Genomic DNA, 23530 nt, shown 5'->3' with positions numbered 1-23530 from the left:
ACAAGGCCTCCTCCTTCATTAAAAGTAAATAGCTAGTACTAATTTAGCATTTTTTACAAAAGTTTTCCACAGAAAGAAAAGAAAAAAATTTTTTATAACAATTATCCACATTATCCAGAAGAAAAAAAAAAGAAGAAAAACACAGGGAGGAAAAAAAGATATCCACAAGAGTAATCAACAGGTGGATAAGTGGTGTAAAACTAGAGATTTACCCAGTGGGATGTGGATAAAAAAAGTAATAATGACAGTACTTACAGAAATTAATGCACAGGAAATTATGAAATTGTGGATTACTTATTTTCAGCTGTTTATTCTGTGTAAAAACCAAGGGTAAATTACTGTGGAAAACTTCTGTGTATAACTTTATCCACATTGAAAACACAGCGCGAAAAATACCGTTGTGGATAAAATGAGAGAATTATTTTCGAATAAAAGCTTTTTTTTATATTGACAAATCACCTAAGTACTCGTTATACTATCAAAGTATGTCTGTGTTTAATTCATGTACATGTAGATAAGAATTTCTGGAGGTGGAACAAGATGAAAAGAACATACCAACCAAATAAACGTAAACGTCAAAAAGTTCACGGATTCCGTAAACGTATGAGTACTAAAAATGGACGTCGTGTTTTAGCTAGCCGTCGTCGTAAAGGAAGAAAAGTTCTTTCAGCTTAGACCACTGGGGTTACAGTGGTTTTTTTTATGCCCTTTTTTAGAGGAAAAGGTGAAAGACTTATAGGAAATATGGTATGATTGGGAGCGTAAGTGAGAGATAGAAAAGGAAAGAAAACGAATGAAAAAAGCGTATCGAGTGAAAAAAGAACGAGAGTTCCAAGCGGTGTTTCAAACCGGCGCTTCCTTTGCTAACCGTAAGTTTGTCGTGTACCGTTTAGAAAAGAAGGAACAACCGCATTTTCGTGTTGGCTTATCTGTAGGTAAGAAAGTCGGAAACGCTGTATGTCGCAATGAAGTAAAACGAAAAATCCGTGCGGCGATCTATTCATTGAAAGAAGAGATCGAGCCGGAATTAGATTTTATTGTGATTGCTAGACCAAGCATCAAAGGACTGACTTACGATGAGATTCGCTCCAACTTAGTCCATGTCTTAAAGCTTGCAAAAATAATCGACAGAGAGGAAAAGAGTAAGTGAAGAAATACAAACGTTTACTTTTGATGGCCGGACTTGTCGGTCTGATCATCGTCTTATCCGGTTGTGGAACTGGAGAAGTCAGCGCACAAAGTACAGGAATTTGGGATCGCTACATTGTTTATTATTTTGCAGAAGCGATTAAAGCATTGTCATTTGGAAATGTTGGGATCGGGATCATTTTATTCACGATCATCATTCGCGTAATTTTATTACCATTAATGCATTTCCAAACAAAAAGTATGCGTAAGACCCAAGAACTTCAACCAAAACTAAAAGCGATCCAACAAGAATATAGTTCAAAAGATCCTGAAACACAAAGTAAGTTAAGAGAAGCACAACAACGGTTATATGCTGAAAATGGTGTAAATCCATATGCAGGTTGTTTGCCTTTATTAGTACAAATGCCAATCTTAATGGCTTTATGGCAATCAATTTCTCGTGTTCCTGCGTTGAGTCAAGGTCACTTCTTATGGTTGAACTTAGGGAACGCTGATCCAACCTTTATTTTACCAGTGTTGGCTGCCATCTTTACATTTGCAAGTACGTATTTATCAAGCATGAGCCAAGTGGAATCGAACGCTTCATTGAAAGTCATGAATTTTGCGATGCCAGTGATGATCTTAGTTATGGGGGTCAATTTAGCCAGTGGACTTTCATTATACTGGGTAGTATCAAATGCTTTCCAAGTGTTCCAAACACTATTGATCAATAATCCATTTAAAATCAAACGTGAGCGTGAAGAAGAAGCACAACGTATCCGTGAAAAAGAGCGTGCTTTGCGTAAGGCACAAAGTCCTAAGAAAAAACGTAAAAAATAAGGGAGGGAATGCAAATGCCGATTTATGAAGCTGCAACCGTAGATGAAGCTGTTGAAATTGGATTGAATGAGTTAGGACTAGCAAAAGAGCAAGTCGCTATTGAGATACTTGATGAAGGAAAAAAAGGATTTCTCGGAATGGGAAAAAGAAATGCCAAACTTTCAATCGAACCGAATATCAGCGAAGTTGTCTCTGAAACGATCGAAGAAACCGTAGAAGAAGTGTTGGAAGAAACATCTGTTCAAACAGAAGATACGGGTGAAATCGAACCTGAGGACTTGATTGAAGAAAAAAGTGAATTAGGTGACGAAGCAGCTTTATCGGAATTAGCAACCTATCTCACTGAGATCTCCCAGCAACTAAATGCACCAGCTGTAGTAAAAATGACACGAGAAGCGAACTTGATCGTCTTCCATTTAGAAACGGATAAACAAGGTCTGTTGATCGGCAAACATGGAAAAACGTTAAATGCTTTGCAATATTTGGCGCAAGTGTTCATTCATCGAGTAGCCGGTAATAAACTCTCTGTCGTGGTAAACGTGGGCAACTATCGTGAAAAACGACAAGAGATCATCCAACGTTTAGCTGAGCGCACCGCAGAAAAAGTCTTGCGTACGGGACATCCTGTATTTTTAGAACCGATGCCTGCGTTTGAACGCAAACAAATCCACGCGGCATTAAGTAAACATGAGGGAGTACAAACCCACTCAGAAGGTGATGAACCATATCGTTACTTAGTTGTCGAACCAGCTAGATAGCGATTACGCAGAGAAGAACCAAAATCTTGCGATCAGATTGACAAACTTTTCCAAACAAAGTATATTTTATTAGAAATCATTCTTATCGGAGTATACGATGGTAGTCTTTACTTTGGTAGAAAAAACGTGCAGAGCGAAAGCTCTGCACGTTTTTTTGTGATCAGCCAATCGTTGTTTGGACAAATTGGATCACGGTACCGTAAGCAAAAAGTTCGATGATCTGTTTGCCATCTCGGGGTTTTTGTTGATATTCAAAGTGACAATTGATGACTGCATTTGCGCCATAATCTAACACTTTCTTTTTTAATTTTTGTTTTGTTATCAAGAACATGTCATCACTATTGAATGTAGGGTCGAATAAGTCTCCTTCAATACATTCTGCGACAAATACGATATCTCTGACGATATATTTTTGATTGATATTCCCTGTCGATAACACCACTTCATTGATTCGTGGATCATCTACTCCGTCTACTGCACTAGGCTTAAATTGGGCCATAATTTTTGCTCCTTTCGGTAAAGAAAAAGTATGTAGATACCGTTACCATTTAAGTGTAACGTTTTTTGGAACAAAGATAAAGATATAAGAGTAGATTTACTTCTATAGAGAGTGATCTAATGATAGTTTCAGTCAAAAGAACCCTGTGCAGAAAAAGTTTAAGATTGATTAGTGACTCTCATAAAAATAAATAAAAAAGCTTGATTACTAGAATTAGATATGATAGTCTATGACCAGAATTTAAACAGAACAAGCAGTCAAAGTGCGAAGTTCACCATTTATTGCAAAGGGTGAAGTGGGCACTTTTTTTGTGCGTAAAATGAAAAAGGAAGTGAAAAAATGGCTGAAATAACCTTAGAATTTGATACGATTGCAGCAATCTCTACGCCACCAGGTGAAGGGGCGATAAGTATTGTGCGTTTAAGCGGTGATCAAGCGTTGACCATTGCCAATAAAGTCTATCAAAGTGGCAATAAACAGTTGTTGGATGTTCCTAGTCATACGATTCATTATGGGCATATCGTCGATCCCAAAAGTGAACAATTAGTCGATGAAGTCATGGTATCCGTCATGCGCGCACCACGAACATTTACCCGAGAAGATGTTGTAGAAATCAATTGCCATGGAGGCATCGTTGTCGTCAATCAAATTTTACAGCTTCTATTAAGAGAAGGCGCACGTTTAGCAGAGCCAGGAGAATTTACAAAGCGTGCCTTTTTAAATGGACGAGTTGATTTATCCCAAGCTGAAGCAGTCATGGACCTGATCCGTGCGAAAACAGACAAGGCGATGGGTGTCGCGTTGAACCAATTAGATGGAAATCTGTCTGCATTGATCCGTTCCCTTCGACAAGAAATTTTAGAGACATTAGCACAAGTCGAAGTGAATATCGATTACCCTGAATATGATGATGTCGAAGAATTGACGACAAAACTTCTATTAGAAAAAGCGCAGATGATCCAACAACGTATCGAAGTTCTTTTAGCAACATCACAACAAGGCAAGGTCTTACGAGAAGGATTAAGTACGGCCATCATCGGTCGTCCAAACGTTGGTAAGTCAAGCTTACTGAACCATTTATTACGAGAAGAAAAAGCCATCGTGACAGATATTGCGGGAACGACAAGAGATGTGATTGAAGAATACGTCAATGTTCGTGGCGTACCGTTGAAACTGATCGACACAGCAGGTATTCGGGAAACAGAAGATATCGTGGAACAAATCGGTGTTGCTCGTAGTCGTAAAGCTTTGGCAGAATCTGAATTGATCTTACTTGTCTTGAATCAAAGCGAGCCGTTGACGATTGAAGATGAACAGTTGTTGGAAGCAACAAAAGGATTGAAACGGATCATTCTATTGAATAAAACTGATTTACCGAAACAATTAGAGGAAGACAAGCTTTTATCATTGATCGAGGATGAACCAGTATTCGCTGTTTCGGTTGCCAATAATGAAGGATTAGACCGATTAGAAACGGCCATCTCTGAGTTGTTCTTTGGCGGGCAAACTGGCGAAAGAGATGCAACTTATGTATCCAATACCCGTCATATTGCCTTGCTCGAAAAAGCGGCCATCTCTTTACAAGAAGTGATCGCAGGAATCGATGCGGGTATGCCTGTTGACCTAGTTCAAATGGATATGACTCGCTGTTGGGATTACCTTGGTGAAGTCGTAGGAGATAGTGTCCAAGATGAATTGATCACACAATTGTTTAGTCAATTTTGTCTTGGAAAATAAAGGAGGAACAGTTCTTGAATCATTATCAAGCAGAAGAATATGATGTGATCGTTGTCGGTGCAGGACATGCTGGTTCAGAAGCCGCTTTGGCTGCTGCACGTATGGGGTCAAAAACGTTACTATTAACGATCAATTTAGATATGGTGGCATTTATGCCATGTAACCCTTCCGTCGGCGGTCCAGCCAAAGGCGTTGTCGTACGCGAGATTGATGCACTAGGCGGCGAAATGGGTAAGAATATTGATAAGACATACATTCAAATGAGAATGTTGAACACTGGGAAAGGACCTGCTGTCCGAGCATTACGTGCACAAGCAGACAAGCATGCCTATGCCAGTGAAATGAAACATACAATTGAAAAAGAAGAGAATTTGACACTAAGACAAGGAATCGTTGAAGAATTGATCGTTGAAGATGGGGTTTGTCATGGTGTAGTCACTTCAACCGGTGCAAGCTATCGTTCAAAAGCAGTCGTTATCACTGCAGGTACCGCATTACGTGGTGAGATTATTATCGGTGAATTAAAATATTCATCTGGTCCGAATAACTCACAACCATCAATTGGTTTAGCCAATCACTTAAAAGAATTAGGTTTTGCCATTGATCGTTTTAAAACCGGAACGCCTCCACGTGTGAAATCAAGTACGATCGATTACTCTGTTACAGAAGAACAACCGGGAGACAAGGAGCCAAATCATTTTAGCTTTGCCACACCGGACAGTGCCTATAACTTAGAACAAGAACCTTGTTGGTTGACTTATACAGGTGAAACGACCCATCAAATCATTCGTGACAATCTTCACCGCGCACCAATGTTTACAGGAATCGTTGAAGGCGTCGGCGCACGTTACTGCCCATCGATCGAAGACAAAATCGTCCGTTTTGCAGACAAACCACGTCATCAACTCTTTTTAGAACCAGAAGGATTGAATACAGAAGAAGTGTATGTTCAAGGGCTTTCAACTTCACTTCCAGAAGACGTCCAAGTGGATATGTTGCATTCGATTGCTGGATTAGAAAAAGCAGAAATGATGCGTACGGGCTATGCCATTGAGTACGATGTGGTCGAACCACACCAGTTACGTCCAACATTAGAAACGAAAGTCGTAGAAAATCTTTATACGGCCGGTCAAACCAATGGGACAAGTGGATATGAAGAAGCAGCGGGACAAGGGCTGATTGCAGGAATCAATGCAGCATTGAAGGTTCAAGGAAAAGAGCCATTAGTCATCAAACGTAGTGACGGCTATATCGGTGTCATGATCGATGATTTAGTCACAAAAGGAACGAATGAACCTTATCGCTTACTGACGTCCCGAGCAGAATATCGTTTACTTCTTCGTCATGATAATGCTGATCTACGCCTAACGGAAATGGGTCACCAGATCGGTTTAGTAAAAGAAGATCAATATGCTGCTTACTTGAAAAAGAAAGCAGCAGTTGAACAAGAAATCAAACGTTTGATGAACGTTCGTATCAAACCGACAGCAGAAGTCCAAGCCTTTTTAGCAGAATTAAATGCTGCACCATTAAAAGATGGTGTGCTAGCAAGTGATTTCTTGCGTCGCCCAGAAATCACCTATGCCGATCTATTACGATTTATTCCAGAAAATGCGGAGTTAACACGTAAAGAAATCGAGCAAGTTGAAATTCAACTAAAATACGAAGGATACATCAAAAAAGCATTAGAAAAAGTAGAAAAACTAAAACGGATGGAAGCCAAACGTATCCCAGAAAACATTGACTACGCTGCGATCAACGGATTAGCAACGGAAGCAAAACAAAAGCTTCAAAAAATCCGTCCAGAAACCATCGCACAAGCAAGCCGCATCAGCGGTGTCAATCCAGCGGACCTAAGCATCTTGATGGTCTATATCGAACAAGGGAAGATTGCGAAAGTGGAAACATCTGCTTAAATAAAGCACTAAACAAAAAAAGAGCCGACGAATGATTGATTCGTTGGCTCTTTTTTTGTTAGCAAGAACATAGAGTAAATTACTTATGTAAAAAAGAAGAAACCTGAATATCCCATCGACTGATCAGCCACCTATTTATACATGCACCAATAAGAAACCCACAAGTATTTACAAAAACATCCCCTAAATCAAAAATACCTAGGTAAAAGAAATATTGGATCCATTCAACGCCTAAGACAGCTGAAAGGACTAAGATAGTATTCTTCCAACTTACTGGTAAAATCCAGCCTAAAGGTAGAAACAGTAAAATATTAAACAGAACAATCATTGGATCTCCATAAATCAAATCCTTCACCCACGAAAATAGCTGAAATTCTACGCCTCGTATCCCGATATTTTTTAAGAAAAGTAGATAAATAAGAAAGGTGATGTACAGCAAAGAAAAAAAGACCAGCTATTCCCGATAGATGTTTCTTGTGAAAGCACAGTGAAGACTGACATAAAGGAATAACGTAATGATTATCACTAAGAAGAAAGGAACCCAAAAATCGACAGGGCCAGATGGTGGAAAAAGCGTAATAGAATAATAATAGAGATAACGCATGAAAAACCATCGAGAAAAAAGCAGGCAAGAAAGTAGCATTAAAAATTTTAAAAATAACATTTTATTTTATTTTCGATCTAAAAAACCTCCTTATTTTTGTTATAATCAATTGAGATTAACTTTATAAAAAATATACGTCACAACACTTGTCTTTCTCTCTATAAGTATACATAAAATAACTTAATATTGAAATGTGATCGCAGAATAAAATGAAATATACGTATCTTATTGTGAAGCATTGACAAAAATAGTAGCTAACTGAAAGGAGGATCTATGAACAAACGGCTTTGGTTAGGTGTATTAGTGATCATTATCTTAGGAGGAATCGGAGGAAAGATCTACATGGATAAAAGAGAAGAAGATCTTCAAGAATTGCTGGAAATACAGAAGGATCTGGCAAATTATGTGTATAACAATTATCGTCTCTATGTAAACAATCGGGAGAAAGAAGAAGAAATTTTCAGAAAGTATGACTGCGGACAAGGTGAAATGACCACGGAAGAATATTTGAAAGCATTGTTAGAGGTCAGAGAATATAAGGAGATAACTAAAATTGAATTTACTGGATATTCAGTGAGTCCGATGAATTTTTTGACCATTTATTTCACTGTTAATGGAGTATATGAGGAGGAAGTAAGTTTAAGTACTATTTCCGCAGAAACAAATAAACCTATATACATGATTTCTGATAGCACTGGAACTGGTCCTTATTATATTACAAAAAGAAAAGAAAAAATTAATTCGATTATGGCAGATGAACAAATTATCTATTACGAAGGAGGGATAGATTGATGGATCAAAATAGGTGGCTATCTGATTCTGTGTATAAAGTTGAAGATGGATTGATAAAAGTAAATCATCTAGTAAAAGAAATCCCTTATATAGTCATAAAAACAGTAGATACAAATAAAGAAAAAATCGGTAATGAATCTAAGCCAAAGAAAAATAGTATGCAAGCAATGGTAGTTGCTAAAATAAAAGAGGAATATCTTGGATACAATGAAGAGCAATTAAAAAAAGTACCTGGCTTCCCTGACTCCGTCATCACCAAAAACCTTACGATTGCTTACGCTGGCACGACTTCGCTCAAAGATTGGTATACTAACCTTGAGGAAATTGGTCGAAGTAATAAACACTCAAATGGTGCATTTGCTTCTGCCTTGAACTATGCCCATGAAATTAAAAAGCAGTATCCCAAATCAGATGGCTATACGATCTCAACGACTGGGCACTCGTTAGGTGGCGCTAAAGCACTTTTTGTCGCAGCGATCAATGGTTATGACAGTGTGACGTACGGCGCGGCAGGACCAGGGCTTGCACAAGCCTTATTCGATAATCACAACGGTACCCTGATCAATATCTACAACACTTCGGATGTCGTCACGAGTGGGCTTTTCACTGGTGGGAAAGGGATGCTTCCAATCAATAGTTTTGGAATCGATAATTCGGGCTGGGAAACATTTGGACATTCGCTGGATCAATTCAGAACATATGAAGAGGGAAATTATATCGATAAGCATGGACAGATCATCGTATACGTCGATGGCAATGGGGGGATCTTGTTAGCCCCAACTTTGTGGCAACAAACACTTTTGGAAAACGAAGCAATGATCAAACTACTAGCAGTCAGTGGCGAGCATACGCTAGATGAAATCAAGCGTGTGAAAGAAGAAAATGAGTGGCTCAAGGTTCAAATCAAAGAATTCTTGACCTTAAAAGAGTTACAACAGAAGCTGTCTGCAAGTGGCGGCGGACTTTCTCAATCAGAAAAAATTTATTTAGAGGATAGCCAAGCATTAGCTGTAGTACGGACCGCAGCAAGTAAATTTGATGAGGCGATGAGCAATGTTCGCGTGATTTACCAAAACGGGATCACGGAGTTGGAAGAGTTATGGAATGACTGGTTGGGAAGAGTACGCAATTATACGCCACATTTGACGTACAACGAGGTAATTGAAACATTAGCCGAAGTTAATTGTACAAAATGGGAGATTGTCGATGAGCCAACACAGGAATTTAGAGATAAAATCCGGCAGATCGATCAGATGTCAGAACAGTTTCAAACACTCGCCGATGAAATCACCCAAAAAATCAATGAAATGGTGGCACGTGACAAAGAATTAGCGAATCAATTGTTCTAACCCTTGCTACAAAAGTGAACGATCGATAAAAGCACTATTGAGAAGTGATTGTTGTCTAACTAAATAATAGAAAATAAAGGAGTGTGAGCAATGGGCAGCACACTCTTTTTGTGTTGTCCGAGGGCGGATTATTTTTTTATTGTAGAACAAGAATTTACCTACTTCCGAATTTGGCATAACCTCCTTTAAATTTATATATAGAAAGATTGCAACTCGACTCATTTTGCGTTAAAGTAGGAAGAGATTCTGTGAAACAATTAGCTGTTTCACAATGAAAGGAAAAATTATGACACCAGAAGAATTTCGCCAAGTCTTGGCAGAAAAAGACATTCATTTATCGGATAAGCAAATGGCGCAGTTTGACCGTTATTTTCATTTATTAGTGGAGTGGAATGAAAAAATGAATTTGACGGCGATCACTGATCGAGAAGAAGTTTATTTAAAACACTTTTATGATTCATTGACGTTGGCATTTGATGTTGATTTTTCAACTGGCCTGACTTTATGTGACGTCGGCTCAGGAGCTGGGTTCCCAAGTATTCCTTTAAAAATTGCTTTTCCTGAGTTACAAATAACGATTGTTGATTCCTTGAATAAGCGAATCACTTTTTTAACTGAGTTAACGAATCAATTAGAAATCGATGCATCTCTTTATCATGATCGTGCAGAAACATTTGGGCAAAATCCGCAATTCCGTGCATCATTTGATTTTGTGACTGCTCGTGCAGTGGCACGTTTGAATGTATTGACGGAACTGTGTTTACCATTAGTGAAACAAGAGGGCTATTTCTATGCACTGAAAGCTGCGAAAAGCGAAGAAGAATTGGCAGAAGCGAAACCAGCGATTGCGCAATTAGGTGGTAAATTTATCGGAGAGCAAGCAATTGAACTACCTAAAATCTCGGACAAACGCCACATTCTGATTATACAGAAGAAGAAACCAACACCGAAGAAGTATCCAAGAAAACCTGGGTTGCCGAATAAGCAACCAATCAAGTAGGAGGAGAAGAGATGGCACAAATTATATCCGTTGCAAATCAAAAAGGCGGCGTTGGTAAAACAACGACAACTGTAAATCTAGGTGCTTGTTTAGCAAGTTTAGGTAAACAAGTGTTGCTTGTAGATATGGATGCACAAGGAAATGCCACTAGCGGAGTAGGCATTCGTAAACCTGATGTGACACAAGATATTTATGATGTATTAGTCAATGAGTTACCAATTGCTGAAGCGACAATTGCTACTGAACATGAAAACTTGAGTATTGTGCCTGCCACTCTTCAATTAGCGGGAGCGGAAATTGAATTGACCTCAATGATGGCAAGAGAATCACGTTTAAAAAGTTCACTGGCTGAAGTCAACGATCAGTATGACTACATTTTAATTGATTGCCCGCCATCTTTAGGTCATCTAACCATCAACTCATTTACTGCAAGTGATTCGATTTTGATCCCTGTGCAGTGTGAATACTATGCGTTAGAAGGGTTAAGTCAATTGCTGAATACTGTTCGCTTGGTACAAAAACACTTCAACCCTGAATTGGAAATCGAAGGGGTATTATTGACGATGTATGACGCTCGAACGAATCTAGGGAATGAAGTGGTGGAAGAAGTACGGAAGTATTTCCGTGAAAAAGTGTATGACACAGTGATTCCTCGAAACATTCGTTTGTCAGAAGCACCAAGTCATGGAAAACCTATCATTGATTATGATCCGCGTTCCAGAGGCGCTGAAGTGTATCAAGCATTAGCAAAGGAAGTGGTCGATCGTGAAGAAAAGTAAAGGACTAGGCCGGGGAATCGACGCGCTGTTTCAAGATTTGGAAAATTTAGAAACAGTCAACGTGAAAGATGAAACTGTCATTCAGTTGCCACTAAACGAATTGCGTCCTAATCCGTATCAACCACGTAAAACATTTGAAGAAGTATCATTGCAAGAATTAGCGAACTCGATCGAGTACTCCGGTGTCTTTCAACCGATCATTGTTCGTCGTTCGTCGGTGAAAGGTTATGAGATCATCGCAGGTGAACGTCGTTTCCGGGCGTCTAAGTTAGCTGGCAAAGAAACGATTCCTGCAATTGTCAGAGATTTCGACGAAGAAGCGATGATGCAAGTTGCAGTTTTAGAAAACTTACAACGTGAAGACTTGAATCCTTTAGAAGAAGCAGAAGCTTACGAGATGTTGATGAAGAACTTAAAGTTGACACAAGCTGAAGTCGCAAGTCGTTTAGGGAAAAGTCGTCCTTATATCGCAAACTATTTGCGTTTATTGACATTGCCTGATTTGGTGAAAGAAATGGTCCAAGATCAACGATTATCTATGGGACAAGCTCGTACGTTACTTGGATTAAAAAATAAACAATTGATATTAAAATTAGCCAATCGTGTCGTAACAGAAAATCTAACGGTTCGACAATTAGAGCAGATCGTTTCCGAGCTGAATCAAAATGATGGGCAAGAAAAGAAAAAAATCCCACGTTTAGCAAAGGAAAAACCGTATTATATCCGTGAGAGTGAAGATCGCTTGATGGATAAATTTGGAACAAGTGTCGCCATCCAAGAAAAGAATGGGAAAGGTAAAATCGAAATCGAATATCTTTCACAAAATGATTTAACTAGAATTCTTGATATTCTAAATATTCAATTTGATGAAGAATAAACAGAGGGAGGCTATGTTATGTACGACTTACATGATATCGTAGAAATGAAAAAACCTCATGCTTGTCAAACGAACCGTTGGGAGATCATCCGAATGGGCGCTGATATCAAAATCAAATGTATGAATTGCGGTCATATCGTGATGATGACCCGTCGAGAATTTGAGAAAAAAATGAAAAAAGTACTTGAAAAAAATGTAGAGAAAGAGTGAATGAATTTATGGCATTAACTGCTGGAATTGTGGGTTTACCCAACGTAGGAAAATCAACTTTGTTCAATGCAATTACAAAGGCGGGAGCAGAGGCTGCCAACTATCCTTTTGCGACTATTGATCCAAATATTGGAATGGTTGAAGTACCTGATTGGCGTTTACAACGTTTAACAGAATTAGTAAAACCAAAGAAAACTGTACCAACAACCTTTGAGTTTACAGATATTGCTGGAATCGTTAAGGGTGCAAGTAAAGGTGAAGGATTAGGAAACCAATTTTTAAGTCATATTCGCCAAGTAGATGCAATCTGTCATGTCGTTCGTTGTTTTGACGATGACAACATCACACACGTAGAAGGACGTGTCGATCCTTTAGCAGATATCGATACGATCAATCTAGAGCTTGTCTTAGCAGATTTAGAGTCAGTGACGAAGCGCTATACACGTGTGGCAAAAATTGCAAAAACAAAAGATAAAGATGCAGTCGCTGAATTAGCGGTGTTAGAGAAAATCAAACCAGTATTAGAAGATGGACGTTCAGCACGTTCGATCGAATTTACAGAAGAAGAACAAAAAATCGTTAAATCTTTATTCTTGTTAACAACAAAACCGATCTTGTATGTTGCGAATGTGGCAGAAGATGAAGTAGCAAATGCAGATGCGAATGAATATGTTCAAGCAGTCCGCAATTTTGCTGCAGAAGAAAATGCAGAAGTGATTGTCGTTAGCGCCAGAGCAGAAGAAGAAATTGCTGAGCTTGACGACGAAGATAAAGCAGAGTTTCTTGAAGCATTAGGCATTGAAGAGTCAGGGTTGGATCAATTGATTCGTGCGGCGTATGACCTATTAGGATTAGCAACATACTTTACAGCAGGTGAACAAGAAGTTCGTGCGTGGACGTTCAAAAAAGGAATCAAAGCGCCACAAGCTGCAGGAATCATCCATACCGATTTTGAACGTGGCTTTATCCGTGCAGAAACAGTCTCATTTGAAGATTTAGACCAATACGGAACGATGCACGCAGCGAAAGAAGCCGGGCGTGTACGATTAGAAGGGAAAGACTATGTCGTTCAAGATGGCGACGTTATGTTATTCCGTTTTAATGTATAAAAAGGCTATCATACGGTGTATGTGATATGTTAAAATGTCTTTTGTGACAACCGTCAGCGTCTAAGGAGGACTGTAAAATAATGGAAGCAGAACAGTTACGCGAAATCGTAAAAGAAAATGCGCAGTTAGAAGAACAACTAACAAAACGTAATCAACAATATATTTTTGACTTAAAAAAGTCGCTAGAAGCAGCGAATTTATCAGAAGAAGAAAAAGTAACGGCTTTGCATGAGATGTTACCCGTTTTAGTATCCGAACAAAAAGGTGGGAAAACAGCCCGCCAATTATTTGGAACGGTATCTGAAAGAACAGAAGCAATCATCAATAAACCGGTTGAAGTGAGAACTTCTTCGACACCAACGTTGATGTGGTTGGACAATACCTTACTCTTACTCGGATTATTGAGTGTCATGATCGCAATCACTGGATTGTTTTCACGTGAAACAACACCTGCTTATGGAATCACCACACTTGTACTAGGTTCAGCTATTGGTGGATGGGTCTTTTACTTGATGTACAAGTATATTTACCAGTATGAGTATCCAGGTGCTGATCGTAGTAAAAAACCTGGAATGGGTAAAACCTTGTTGATTTTGGGTGGAACGACATTGATCTGGGTCATTGCTTTTTCAGCAACAACCTTGTTGCCACCAATCGTTAACCCGTTATTAGATCCAGTGGTGATCATCATCATCGGTGCAGCAGCTCTTGCGTTGCGTTACTATTTAAAGAAAAAATATGGCATCGTTGGCAGTCTTTCTGTTCCAAGAAGATAATTTATTGGACTTAGAAATTATGTGACTTACGAGACGAACAAAAAAAAGAGAATGTGTTAGCATTACGCTGCACGTGCTCTTTTTTATTGTTTATTTCTATTGATTTGACAGTGACGACCATGATCTCAAAACGTTTTTTTTATTATTATAAAAAATAATAAAAGAGTGTTATTATCAAATAATAGAGATGATCACTGATGTTATAAAATATGTTGAGCGAGATAGTTAAACGATAAGGGGTGAATGAATATGAAAAAAGTCAAATGGATATTTTCTATCAATGCTGACGGAGTGCCTCTGTTTGGTTATGCCGGAATCAAAACTGGACAATTTATTCTTGGGCATGGAAAAAAGTTTCAAAAAGAAATGCGGTCTGTTTTAGGGCCAGAAATCGAGCTGGATTTCATTAGCTATAATACAAGAAACCCAGAGACACTAACTGCTGATTTATTTGTGTATACAGATGTCGATGAAAAGTATCTTGACGAAGAGACGAAGAAAAAAGGCTTAAGCATTCCCTATAAACTATATTATTTGAATGAAATTGAAAAGATCAAAGAATCGATCGAAGCAAATGTTTAAAAAGTGAATCGCATCTTTTCTTTCTTGAAGTGTACTCGTTTCAGTTTAGTAAAAATATTGAGTAAGAAAAAAGAACGTGCAGTGTAAGACGAAAGCGCTAACTAACATTTGATTTTGATCAAACATTAGGAGACGCTTCATTATGCTGGTACGTTCTTTTTTTAGGATTCACTGAGTAGTTCCTTAGAAAAAACAAGGGATTAGTAGAAGTTGTTGACTTACAAAAGAAAATCGATTATTTTAGTAGATAAACTAAACAAGAGGAGTGGTACTAAAAATGTCCAACTGGGAAACAAAGTTCACGAAAAAAGGATTTACTTTTGATGATGTCTTATTGATACCAGCAGAAAGTCACGTGTTACCAAACGAAGTGGATATGAGTGTACAATTAGCCAAAAATATCAAATTGAATATTCCTATCATCAGTGCAAGTATGGATACAGTTACTGACAGCAAAATGGCGATTGCTATGGCAAGACAGGGTGGTCTAGGTGTCATCCATAAAAACATGACAATCAGCGAACAAGCAGACGAAGTACGTAAAGTGAAACGTTCTGAAAGTGGTGTAATCATCGACCCATTCTTCTTGACACCACAACACTTGGTCGCAGATGCTGAAGAATTAATGAGCAGATACCGTATCAGTGGAGTTCCAATCGTCGAAACATTGGAAAATCGCAAATTAGTAGGAATCATTACAAACCGTGATATGCGTTTTGTTACAGACTTCCATATCGAAATCAGCGAAGTCATGACAAAAGAAAACTTAGTAACAGCCCCAGTAGGCACTTCTCTAAAAGATGCAGAAAAAATCTTACAACAACATAAAATCGAAAAACTACCGATCGTTGATGATGCAGGTCGATTAAGTGGTTTGATCACGATCAAAGATATCGAAAAAGTAATCGAGTTTCCAAATGCAGCAAAAGATGAACATGGTCGTTTGTTGGTAGCTGCCGCAGTTGGTGTCACTAGCGACACCTTTGAACGTGCACAAGCTTTACTTGATGCTGGCGCAGATGCCATTGTCATTGATACGGCGCATGGACATAGCGCAGGTGTAATCCGTAAAATCCAAGAAATTCGCACAACATTTAAAGATGCAACATTGATTGCTGGTAATGTAGCAACAGCAGAAGCAACAAAAGCGTTATACGATGTAGGTGTTGACGTGGTGAAAGTAGGTATCGGACCAGGTTCGATTTGTACGACACGTGTGGTTGCTGGTGTGGGTGTTCCCCAATTAACAGCCATTTACGATGCAGCTTCAGTTGCGCGCCAATATGGAAAAACCATTATTGCAGATGGTGGGATCAAATATTCTGGTGATATCGTCAAAGCTTTAGCAGCGGGTGGTCATGCGGTTATGTTAGGTAGTATGTTGGCAGGAACCGATGAATCTCCAGGTGAATTTGAAATCTATCAAGGTCGTCGCTTCAAGACATATCGTGGAATGGGTTCATTAGGCGCCATGGAAAAAGGATCAAAAGACCGTTACTTCCAAGGTGGCACGAATGAAGCCAATAAGTTAGTGCCAGAAGGTATTGAAGGCCGTGTAGCGTACAAAGGAAGCGTAGCAGACATTCTCTTCCAAATGATCGGTGGCTTAAAATCAGGGATGGGTTATGTTGGCTCTGCAAACCTAAAACAATTAAGAGATGATGCACAGTTCATTCAAATGAGTGGCAGTGGTTTGAAAGAATCTCACCCACATGATGTACAAATTACGAAAGAAGCACCAAACTATTCTGTAGAATCATAATCAAACTTCTTGAACATAAAAAAGCAGCTAAGCAATTCGTGCCAACGAATCACTTAGCTGCTTTATTGTTTATTTGATTACTTTTAGGTTCCCCATGTAAGGCACGAGTACTTCTGGAACTGTGACTGAACCATCTTCATTTTGATAGTTTTCAAGGATGGCAGCAACCGTACGGCCAACTGCTAAACCAGAACCATTCAATGTATGTGCATAATGGATTTTTCCATCTGCATCTCGGTAACGGATCATCGCACGGCGCGCTTGGAAATCTTCACAGTTTGAGCAAGAACTGATTTCACGATACGTATCTTGTGCAGGGATCCATACTTCTAAATCGTACGTTTTCGCTGCTGAAAAGCCCATATCTCCAGTTGATAATGTCATAACACGGTAAGGTAAGTGTAATTTTTTCAAAATGTCCTCTGCGTCAGCGGTCATTTTTTCAAGTTCTTCATATGAATGTTCTGCATCAGCGAATTTCACCATTTCTACTTTATTGAACTGATGAAGACGAATCAATCCACGAGTATCACGACCGGCACTACCTGCTTCTGAACGGAATGCTGGGCTAAGTGCAGTGAAGTAAACAGGTAAATCTTCTTTTGCTAAGATTTCATTGCTGTAGTAGTTTGTTAAAGGAACTTCAGCTGTTGGGATCAAAGTTAAATCTGTATCAGCTAATTGGAAAACATCTTCTTTAAATTTAGGGAATTGACCAGTACCAAACATGGCTTGGCTATTTACAGCGTAAGGCGTCATCATTTCAGTATAGCCATGTTCATAGACGTGTTGATCTAACATAAAATTATAAAGGGCACGTTCTAAGCGAGCACCTAATCCTTTATAGTAAACAAAGCGGCTTCCTGATACTTTTGCCCCACGTTCAAAATCAAGAATACCTAGATTTTCAGCAATTTCCCAGTGAGGTTTTGGTTCAAAAGCAAATTGACGAGGTTCACTCCAGCGACGAGCTTCCACGTTATCCTCTTCATCTTTACCTACTGGCACGGAATCATGAGGTAAATTAGGAAGAGTTGTAGCGATTTGTTGTAATTTTTCATCCACTTGTGCAACTTCTTCGTCTAGTGCTTTGATTTTCCCACCGACTTTTTTCATTTCAGCGATCTTCGCAGTTGCATCTTCTTTATTACGCTTTAATTGGGCGATTTCAGCAGATACATCATTACGGTATTTTTTCAATTCTTCACTTTCAACCAACAATTTTCTGCGAGATTCATCTAACTCCACAAACTCCGCTAAGACTTCTTTTTTAACGCCACGTGACGTTAATTTTTCTTGTACATAGTCAACATTTTGACGGATCATTTTAATATCTAACATTTCTTTTCCTCCTTTTTTTGTATAAAAAAAACCAGCTCATCCAAAGAAATATCTTGGGACGAACTGGTTTGAGTTTCGCGGTACCACCCAAGTTCAGTCTATCGAGACTGCACTTGTAAACAGATAACGGCTGTTACCGACCTTTCTTATTTCGAAAGGCACATTGGGTGAACTGGAACTTCGAAATTATTTTTTACTGATTTGCACCAACCATCAGCTCTCTTGAAAAAAATAAAATGTACTGGGTTCACTGTTTTCTTCTATTTGTATTCTAAGAATAGCGAAAAATTTAGTTTCCGTCAATATGTTCTGTCAGATTGCCGACTAACTTTTCATTTTTTTTAAGCGGGAAATGCATGATAAAAGACGTCCAATCTTGATCTGACTTCGCATAGATATAGCCACCGTGCAATGCTACGATACTTTGTGCAATGGCTAGACCAAGCCCTGTCCCGCCAGTTTCTTGTGAACGGGATTCTTCCACACGGTAAAATCGATCAAATAGATTGTCAATGGCTTGTTGAGGAATCATGGCACCATTGTTTTTGACAACAACGATGACTTCTGAACCAAGTTGTTCAATTTCAATGATGATTTTAGTAGCTCCTTTGCCATATTTTAGGGCATTGGTTAATAAATTATTGAATACGCGAACCAACTTTTCGGTATCACCATCCATGATCAGTGAATTGATTGGAGATTCAACAAAAATTTGAATATCCTTTTTAGAAGCTTCTAGTTCAAAATCAGCTGCCAATTGTTCAATCAATTGGATCAAATCAAATGCAGAAAAATTCACAGGAACCGCCGGCTGACGTACCTTGGTATACTCGAACAGATCTTCTACCAATGATTTCATTTGTTTCGCTTTGACATAAGCAGTGTGAGTATATTTCAACAGATCTTCTTCTGTTTGATATTGACCATCTTCAATAAGACCTAAATAGCCAATAATTGATGTTAAAGGTGTGCGAATATCATGACTGACGTTTGTAATCAGTTCGTCTTTTGATTTTTCGATTTTACGTTCGTCTTCAATCGCCGCTACCGTACTGTCCACTAAGCCATTGATACTTTTGACTACACGACTAAGATCGCCACTTAATTCGAAAGGGATACGATGGTCATAATTGCCATTAGCGATATAATGCAATTCACTAATAATGTGTCGTAATTGCATTTGTCGGTAGCGACGAATCAATCGCCAGTATAATACACCAACATCTAATAGAAAGAACACAGGAAAAATAAAATTTCGGCCATTCCAAAACAAATCACTATCTAAACGCTGGGCAAAGATATTTTTAGAATCCCAAATAGCGTTTGTCAAAGAAGGTGAACTACTGATGATCGAACTGATAATAACCAACATCGCTACATTCAATAGAAGCAGAAGGATGATCGTAATGATTCCTTCTGCTAATAATTCACTGATTTCTTTAGATGTCAGATTGATCCGGCGTCGTTTTTCGATCACTTTTTTATCTTGCATCAATTTTATAGCCCACTCCCCAAACGGTTTGAATGACTTTTTCTCCACCAGTTGCTTCTTCAATTTTATCTCTTAGATGACTAACATGAACCATTACTGTTTTAGCAGAAACGATACTTTCTTGTTTCCAGACACGTTCAAAGATCTCATCTGCACTGAATACATGGTTAGGATGACTTGCAAGGAGATATAGAATACCAAATTCTAAGGCAGTCAGTTGGATTTCTTTTCCATCGATTGTTTTGACTTCATGGGAATCTTTATTGATGATCAAGGCATTTACTTCTAGGACATCCGGTTGATCTGGTGTCACTTGCATTTTTGTGCGACGTAACAAAGATTTCACACGAGCCATTACTTCAAGAGGATTAAATGGTTTTGTTACGTAATCATCCGCTCCAGCTACTAATCCTTTGATTTTATCCATATCAGTCGTTTTCGCTGTTAACATGATGATCGGGATTTGTGATTCTTTTCTTAATTCTTTTACTACTTGCATGCCATCCATTTCAGGCATCATGATATCTAGAATAAGTAATTCAATATCAGGGATTGTTCGTACTTTTGATAATGCTTCTTTTCCATCATAGGCTTTTACTGCTTCGTAGCCTTCATTGTGTACGTAGATACTAAGTAATTCAACAATTTCCTTGTCGTCATCTGCGATTAATATTTTCATAAATAGATCCTCCATCGATTAATGTGTTTACTCTTAATATTTTAGCAAAAAAAAAGATAAATAGATAAAAGCAGCGCTTTGTTAAGGAAAATTTTAGAAGAAGAGGGGGTAGAAGGGGTGGAAACCTAAGATAAAGGAGGAAACAAAAATAGAAAGTGATTTAAATCAAGGAGAAACATCATTTAAACGAAGTAATAAATTGAGAACACTTATACAGCAATAGTAAGAAAAAATAAATTTGATCAAACAAACTAAAAGATGAACATTATCTCGGTGGAACTAGTTTAAACAGGAGAAAAAACACGTAAAAACGAATGATTTTGTGCTTCCTGTTTTTAATGATCGACTCTCTTAAAAATGTTGATAAATCAGCCTTTTTTTAGTTGACTTTCAAAATTGATGTTGGTATATTATTATTTGTTCGAAAGAACGGAAAACAAACAAATCGATTCTTAAAATTAGTGATTGACATGTTTGTTAACACATGATAAGATAACGAAGTTGCTTTGGAGTGATTCACTGATTGAAGTTAGTTTCGCAAAGAAAAAAACAAAAAAAGTGATTGACAAATAACAAACAACAAGTTATTATAAGTGAGTTGCTAAAACGACCTCGTGAAAAACGAGTTGAAAAAACTTTTAAAAAATAGTTGACAATCATCCGAGAGTTTGCTAAGATATAAAAGTTGCTACGGCAATCACAAACGATAAGTTGAGGCAGTTGTGTTTCAATTATCACGTAGACCTTTGAAAACTGAACAAAGTAAGACAAACCAAATGTGTAGGGCGTCTTGATTCAATTCAAGACAACAAACATTTTTTAACAAGCAAGCAATATGCTAGCAAACAATTGAGCTTAACAATCGAAAGATTGTTCTAACTTTTATTATGAGAGTTTGATCCTGGCTCAGGACGAACGCTGGCGGCGTGCCTAATACATGCAAGTCGAACGCCTCTTTTCCCACCGGAGCTTGCTCCATCGGGAAAAGAGGAGTGGCGAACGGGTGAGTAACACGTGGGTAACCTGCCCATCAGAAGGGGATAACACTTGGAAACAGGTGCTAATACCGTATAACAATCGAAACCGCATGGTTTCGTTTTGAAAGGCGCTTTACGGTGCCGCTGATGGATGGACCCGCGGTGCATTAGCTAGTTGGTGAGGTAACGGCTCACCAAGGCCACGATGCATAGCCGACCTGAGAGGGTGATCGGCCACATTGGGACTGAGACACGGCCCAAACTCCTACGGGAGGCAGCAGTAGGGAATCTTCGGCAATGGACGAAAGTCTGACCGAGCAACGCCGCGTGAGTGAAGAAGGTTTTCGGATCGTAAAACTCTGTTGTTAGAGAAGAACAAGGGTGAGAGTAACTGTTCACCCCTTGACGGTATCTAACCAGAAAGCCACGGCTAACTACGTGCCAGCAGCCGCGGTAATACGTAGGTGGCAAGCGTTGTCCGGATTTATTGGGCGTAAAGCGAGCGCAGGCGGTTTCTTAAGTCTGATGTGAAAGCCCCCGGCTCAACCGGGGAGGGTCATTGGAAACTGGGAGACTTGAGTGCAGAAGAGGAGAGTGGAATTCCATGTGTAGCGGTGAAATGCGTAGATATATGGAGGAACACCAGTGGCGAAGGCGGCTCTCTGGTCTGTAACTGACGCTGAGGCTCGAAAGCGTGGGGAGCAAACAGGATTAGATACCCTGGTAGTCCACGCCGTAAACGATGAGTGCTAAGTGTTGGAGGGTTTCCGCCCTTCAGTGCTGCAGCTAACGCATTAAGCACTCCGCCTGGGGAGTACGACCGCAAGGTTGAAACTCAAAGGAATTGACGGGGGCCCGCACAAGCGGTGGAGCATGTGGTTTAATTCGAAGCAACGCGAAGAACCTTACCAGGTCTTGACATCCTTTGACCACTCTAGAGATAGAGCTTCCCCTTCGGGGGCAAAGTGACAGGTGGTGCATGGTTGTCGTCAGCTCGTGTCGTGAGATGTTGGGTTAAGTCCCGCAACGAGCGCAACCCTTATTGTTAGTTGCCATCATTTAGTTGGGCACTCTAGCAAGACTGCCGGTGACAAACCGGAGGAAGGTGGGGATGACGTCAAATCATCATGCCCCTTATGACCTGGGCTACACACGTGCTACAATGGGAAGTACAACGAGTCGCGAAGTCGCGAGGCTAAGCTAATCTCTTAAAGCTTCTCTCAGTTCGGATTGTAGGCTGCAACTCGCCTACATGAAGCCGGAATCGCTAGTAATCGCGGATCAGCACGCCGCGGTGAATACGTTCCCGGGCCTTGTACACACCGCCCGTCACACCACGAGAGTTTGTAACACCCGAAGTCGGTGAGGTAACCTTTTTGGAGCCAGCCGCCTAAGGTGGGATAGATGATTGGGGTGAAGTCGTAACAAGGTAGCCGTATCGGAAGGTGCGGCTGGATCACCTCCTTTCTAAGGAATATTACGGAGACTACACACGTTTGTCGATACTTTGTTCAGTTTTGAGAGGTCTACTCAAAATTTAACCCGGGGCCTTAGCTCAGCTGGGAGAGCGCCTGCTTTGCACGCAGGAGGTCAGCGGTTCGATCCCGCTAGGCTCCATTAACAACGTATGTTGTTATATACTTGTTCATTGAAAACTGGATATTGAAGTAAAAATGTAAGTAATACAAACCGAGAACACCGCGTTGAATGAGTTTTTTAATAAGTTCAATTGCTTATTTTTCTTGATTGGACTTCTATCGCTAGAAGAAAGATCAAAACCCAACCGCAAGGTTGATAAGGTTAAGTGAATAAGGGCGCACGGTGGATGCCTTGGCACTAGGAGCCGATGAAGGACGGGACTAACACCGATATGCTTTGGGGAGCTGTACGTAAGCTATGATCCAGAGATTTCCGAATGGGGGAACCCAGCATCTTTGATAGGATGTTACGTATACGTGAATACATAGCGTATACGAGGTAGACGCAGAGAACTGAAACATCTAAGTACCTGCAGGAAGAGAAAGAAAATTCGATTCCCTGAGTAGCGGCGAGCGAAACGGGAAAAGCCCAAACCAATGAGCTTGCTCATTGGGGTTGTAGGACTCCAATATGGTAGTTCTTTCAGATAGTCGAATGACTTGGAAAAGTCAGTCAGAGAGGGTGAAAGCCCCGTAGATGAAATTTGGAAGGCACCTAGGAGGATCCTGAGTACGGCGGAACACGAGGAATTCCGTCGGAATCCGGGAGGACCATCTCCCAAGGCTAAATACTCCCTAGTGACCGATAGTGAACCAGTACCGTGAGGGAAAGGTGAAAAGCACCC

Annotated in this window: 21 protein-coding genes, 1 tRNA gene, 2 rRNA genes and 1 other annotated feature (1 of these 25 running past the window's edge); of the genes, 19 read left to right on the top strand and 5 right to left on the bottom strand. The window is 39.6% G+C overall.

The annotated features are described in order from the left end of the window. The first annotated feature begins 540 nt into the window (after positions 1 to 540). The 4 genes from rpmH to jag all read left to right on the top strand — a co-directional run bounded on the left by rpmH (position 541) and on the right by jag (position 2726). Complete coding sequence (rpmH, locus tag IGJ99_RS14220) at positions 541 to 675, top strand: 50S ribosomal protein L34 (protein WP_002293121.1); 135 nt, start codon at positions 541 to 543, stop codon at positions 673 to 675. Between the two features lie 118 nt (positions 676 to 793). Then, the gene (gene rnpA / locus IGJ99_RS14215) at positions 794 to 1150 is read left to right on the top strand and encodes a ribonuclease P protein component (RefSeq protein ID WP_010734564.1); all 357 of its coding nucleotides are present in this window, start codon (positions 794 to 796) and stop codon (positions 1148 to 1150) included. Further along, positions 1147 to 1968 carry a YidC/Oxa1 family membrane protein insertase gene (locus IGJ99_RS14210; RefSeq protein WP_010734565.1) on the top strand — a complete coding sequence of 274 codons (822 nt, stop codon included), beginning with the start codon at positions 1147 to 1149 and terminating at the stop codon, positions 1966 to 1968. The genes rnpA and IGJ99_RS14210 overlap by 4 nt, the downstream gene beginning before the upstream one ends. A 14-nt stretch (positions 1969 to 1982) precedes the next feature. Continuing rightward, on the top strand, positions 1983 to 2726 hold the full coding sequence (gene jag / locus IGJ99_RS14205) for an RNA-binding cell elongation regulator Jag/EloR (RefSeq protein ID WP_077152055.1): 744 nt from the start codon (positions 1983 to 1985) through the stop codon (positions 2724 to 2726). Between the two features lie 160 nt (positions 2727 to 2886). Here jag and IGJ99_RS14200 read toward each other — a convergent pair whose 3' ends face one another. Next, positions 2887 to 3225 (bottom strand): hypothetical protein, encoded by a 339-nt coding sequence (locus IGJ99_RS14200; RefSeq protein WP_438770910.1) that lies wholly within the window; start codon positions 3223 to 3225, stop codon positions 2887 to 2889. 339 nt (positions 3226 to 3564) lie between these two features. On the opposite strand from IGJ99_RS14200, the gene mnmE reads away from it, so the two are divergent. Further along, complete coding sequence (mnmE, locus tag IGJ99_RS14195; protein WP_010734568.1) at positions 3565 to 4962, top strand: tRNA uridine-5-carboxymethylaminomethyl(34) synthesis GTPase MnmE; 1398 nt, start codon at positions 3565 to 3567, stop codon at positions 4960 to 4962. A gap of 14 nt (positions 4963 to 4976) precedes the next feature. After that, entirely contained in the window at positions 4977 to 6878 is a 1902-nt protein-coding gene (mnmG, locus tag IGJ99_RS14190) for a tRNA uridine-5-carboxymethylaminomethyl(34) synthesis enzyme MnmG (RefSeq protein WP_137073068.1), read from the top strand. Positions 6879 to 6957: 79 nt separating this feature from the next. Here the strand turns inward: mnmG and IGJ99_RS14185 are convergent, their stop codons facing one another. Beyond that, positions 6958 to 7317, bottom strand: a complete 360-nt coding sequence (locus tag IGJ99_RS14185; RefSeq protein WP_224434384.1) for a VanZ family protein — start codon at positions 7315 to 7317, stop codon at positions 6958 to 6960. 438 nt (positions 7318 to 7755) lie between these two features. Here IGJ99_RS14185 and IGJ99_RS14180 point away from each other — a divergent pair, with 438 nt between their 5' ends. The 10 genes from IGJ99_RS14180 to guaB all read left to right on the top strand — a co-directional run bounded on the left by IGJ99_RS14180 (position 7756) and on the right by guaB (position 16718). Continuing rightward, the gene (locus tag IGJ99_RS14180; protein ID WP_023520590.1) at positions 7756 to 8274 is read left to right on the top strand and encodes a hypothetical protein; all 519 of its coding nucleotides are present in this window, start codon (positions 7756 to 7758) and stop codon (positions 8272 to 8274) included. Next, on the top strand, positions 8274 to 9623 hold the full coding sequence (locus tag IGJ99_RS14175) for a lipase family protein (protein WP_438770909.1): 1350 nt from the start codon (positions 8274 to 8276) through the stop codon (positions 9621 to 9623). Before IGJ99_RS14180 ends, IGJ99_RS14175 begins: the two co-directional genes overlap by 1 nt. 286 nt (positions 9624 to 9909) lie before the next feature. Then, positions 9910 to 10623: a 16S rRNA (guanine(527)-N(7))-methyltransferase RsmG gene (rsmG, locus tag IGJ99_RS14170; protein WP_010734577.1), complete on the top strand. Its 714-nt coding sequence runs from the start codon at positions 9910 to 9912 to the stop codon at positions 10621 to 10623. An 11-nt stretch (positions 10624 to 10634) separates the two neighbouring features. Continuing rightward, entirely contained in the window at positions 10635 to 11402 is a 768-nt protein-coding gene (locus IGJ99_RS14165) for a ParA family protein (protein WP_010734578.1), read from the top strand. Further along, positions 11389 to 12279, top strand: a complete 891-nt coding sequence (locus IGJ99_RS14160; protein WP_010734579.1) for a ParB/RepB/Spo0J family partition protein — start codon at positions 11389 to 11391, stop codon at positions 12277 to 12279. Before IGJ99_RS14165 ends, IGJ99_RS14160 begins: the two co-directional genes overlap by 14 nt. A gap of 18 nt (positions 12280 to 12297) precedes the next feature. Continuing rightward, the gene (locus IGJ99_RS14155) at positions 12298 to 12489 is read left to right on the top strand and encodes a DUF951 domain-containing protein (RefSeq protein WP_010734580.1); all 192 of its coding nucleotides are present in this window, start codon (positions 12298 to 12300) and stop codon (positions 12487 to 12489) included. 8 nt (positions 12490 to 12497) lie between these two features. Continuing rightward, complete coding sequence (ychF, locus tag IGJ99_RS14150; protein ID WP_010734581.1) at positions 12498 to 13598, top strand: redox-regulated ATPase YchF; 1101 nt, start codon at positions 12498 to 12500, stop codon at positions 13596 to 13598. Positions 13599 to 13678: 80 nt separating this feature from the next. Next, complete coding sequence (locus IGJ99_RS14145) at positions 13679 to 14374, top strand: DUF1129 domain-containing protein (protein ID WP_010734582.1); 696 nt, start codon at positions 13679 to 13681, stop codon at positions 14372 to 14374. Positions 14375 to 14623: 249 nt separating this feature from the next. Further along, positions 14624 to 14956 (top strand): hypothetical protein, encoded by a 333-nt coding sequence (locus IGJ99_RS14140; RefSeq protein WP_023520588.1) that lies wholly within the window; start codon positions 14624 to 14626, stop codon positions 14954 to 14956. Positions 14957 to 15233: 277 nt separating this feature from the next. Continuing rightward, entirely contained in the window at positions 15234 to 16718 is a 1485-nt protein-coding gene (gene guaB / locus IGJ99_RS14135; RefSeq protein ID WP_010734584.1) for an IMP dehydrogenase, read from the top strand. Between the two features lie 69 nt (positions 16719 to 16787). On the opposite strand, the gene serS is transcribed toward guaB, so the two are convergent. The 3 genes from serS to IGJ99_RS14120 form a co-directional block, all read right to left on the bottom strand. Next, a complete protein-coding gene (serS, locus tag IGJ99_RS14130) occupies positions 16788 to 18059 on the bottom strand; it encodes a serine--tRNA ligase (RefSeq protein WP_010734585.1) in 1272 nt (423 codons plus the stop codon). A gap of 51 nt (positions 18060 to 18110) precedes the next feature. After that, positions 18111 to 18316 (bottom strand) — a binding site (T-box leader). 32 nt (positions 18317 to 18348) lie between these two features. Further along, the gene (locus IGJ99_RS14125; protein ID WP_023520586.1) at positions 18349 to 19554 is read right to left on the bottom strand and encodes a sensor histidine kinase; all 1206 of its coding nucleotides are present in this window, start codon (positions 19552 to 19554) and stop codon (positions 18349 to 18351) included. Further along, the gene (locus IGJ99_RS14120; protein WP_010734587.1) at positions 19541 to 20230 is read right to left on the bottom strand and encodes a response regulator transcription factor; all 690 of its coding nucleotides are present in this window, start codon (positions 20228 to 20230) and stop codon (positions 19541 to 19543) included. The genes IGJ99_RS14125 and IGJ99_RS14120 overlap by 14 nt, the downstream gene beginning before the upstream one ends. A gap of 883 nt (positions 20231 to 21113) precedes the next feature. Between IGJ99_RS14120 and IGJ99_RS14115 the strand changes: the two genes are divergently transcribed. The 3 genes from IGJ99_RS14115 to IGJ99_RS14105 form a co-directional block, all read left to right on the top strand. After that, positions 21114 to 22674: ribosomal RNA gene (locus IGJ99_RS14115) — 16S ribosomal RNA — on the top strand. Positions 22675 to 22751: 77 nt separating this feature from the next. Further along, positions 22752 to 22824 (top strand) — tRNA-Ala (locus IGJ99_RS14110). A 181-nt stretch (positions 22825 to 23005) separates the two neighbouring features. Next, positions 23006 to 23530 (top strand): 23S ribosomal RNA (locus IGJ99_RS14105) (it continues 2390 nt past the right edge of the window). Together the 16S and 23S rRNA genes with 1 tRNA gene alongside form the textbook arrangement of a ribosomal RNA operon.

It is taken from the genome of Enterococcus sp. AZ095b (assembly GCF_051714725.1).
GTDB classification, from domain to species: Bacteria; Bacillota; Bacilli; order Lactobacillales; family Enterococcaceae; genus Enterococcus_B; species Enterococcus_B pernyi.
Note: the sequence above shows the minus strand (reverse complement) of the source record. Positions and strands in the feature narration are given on the sequence as shown.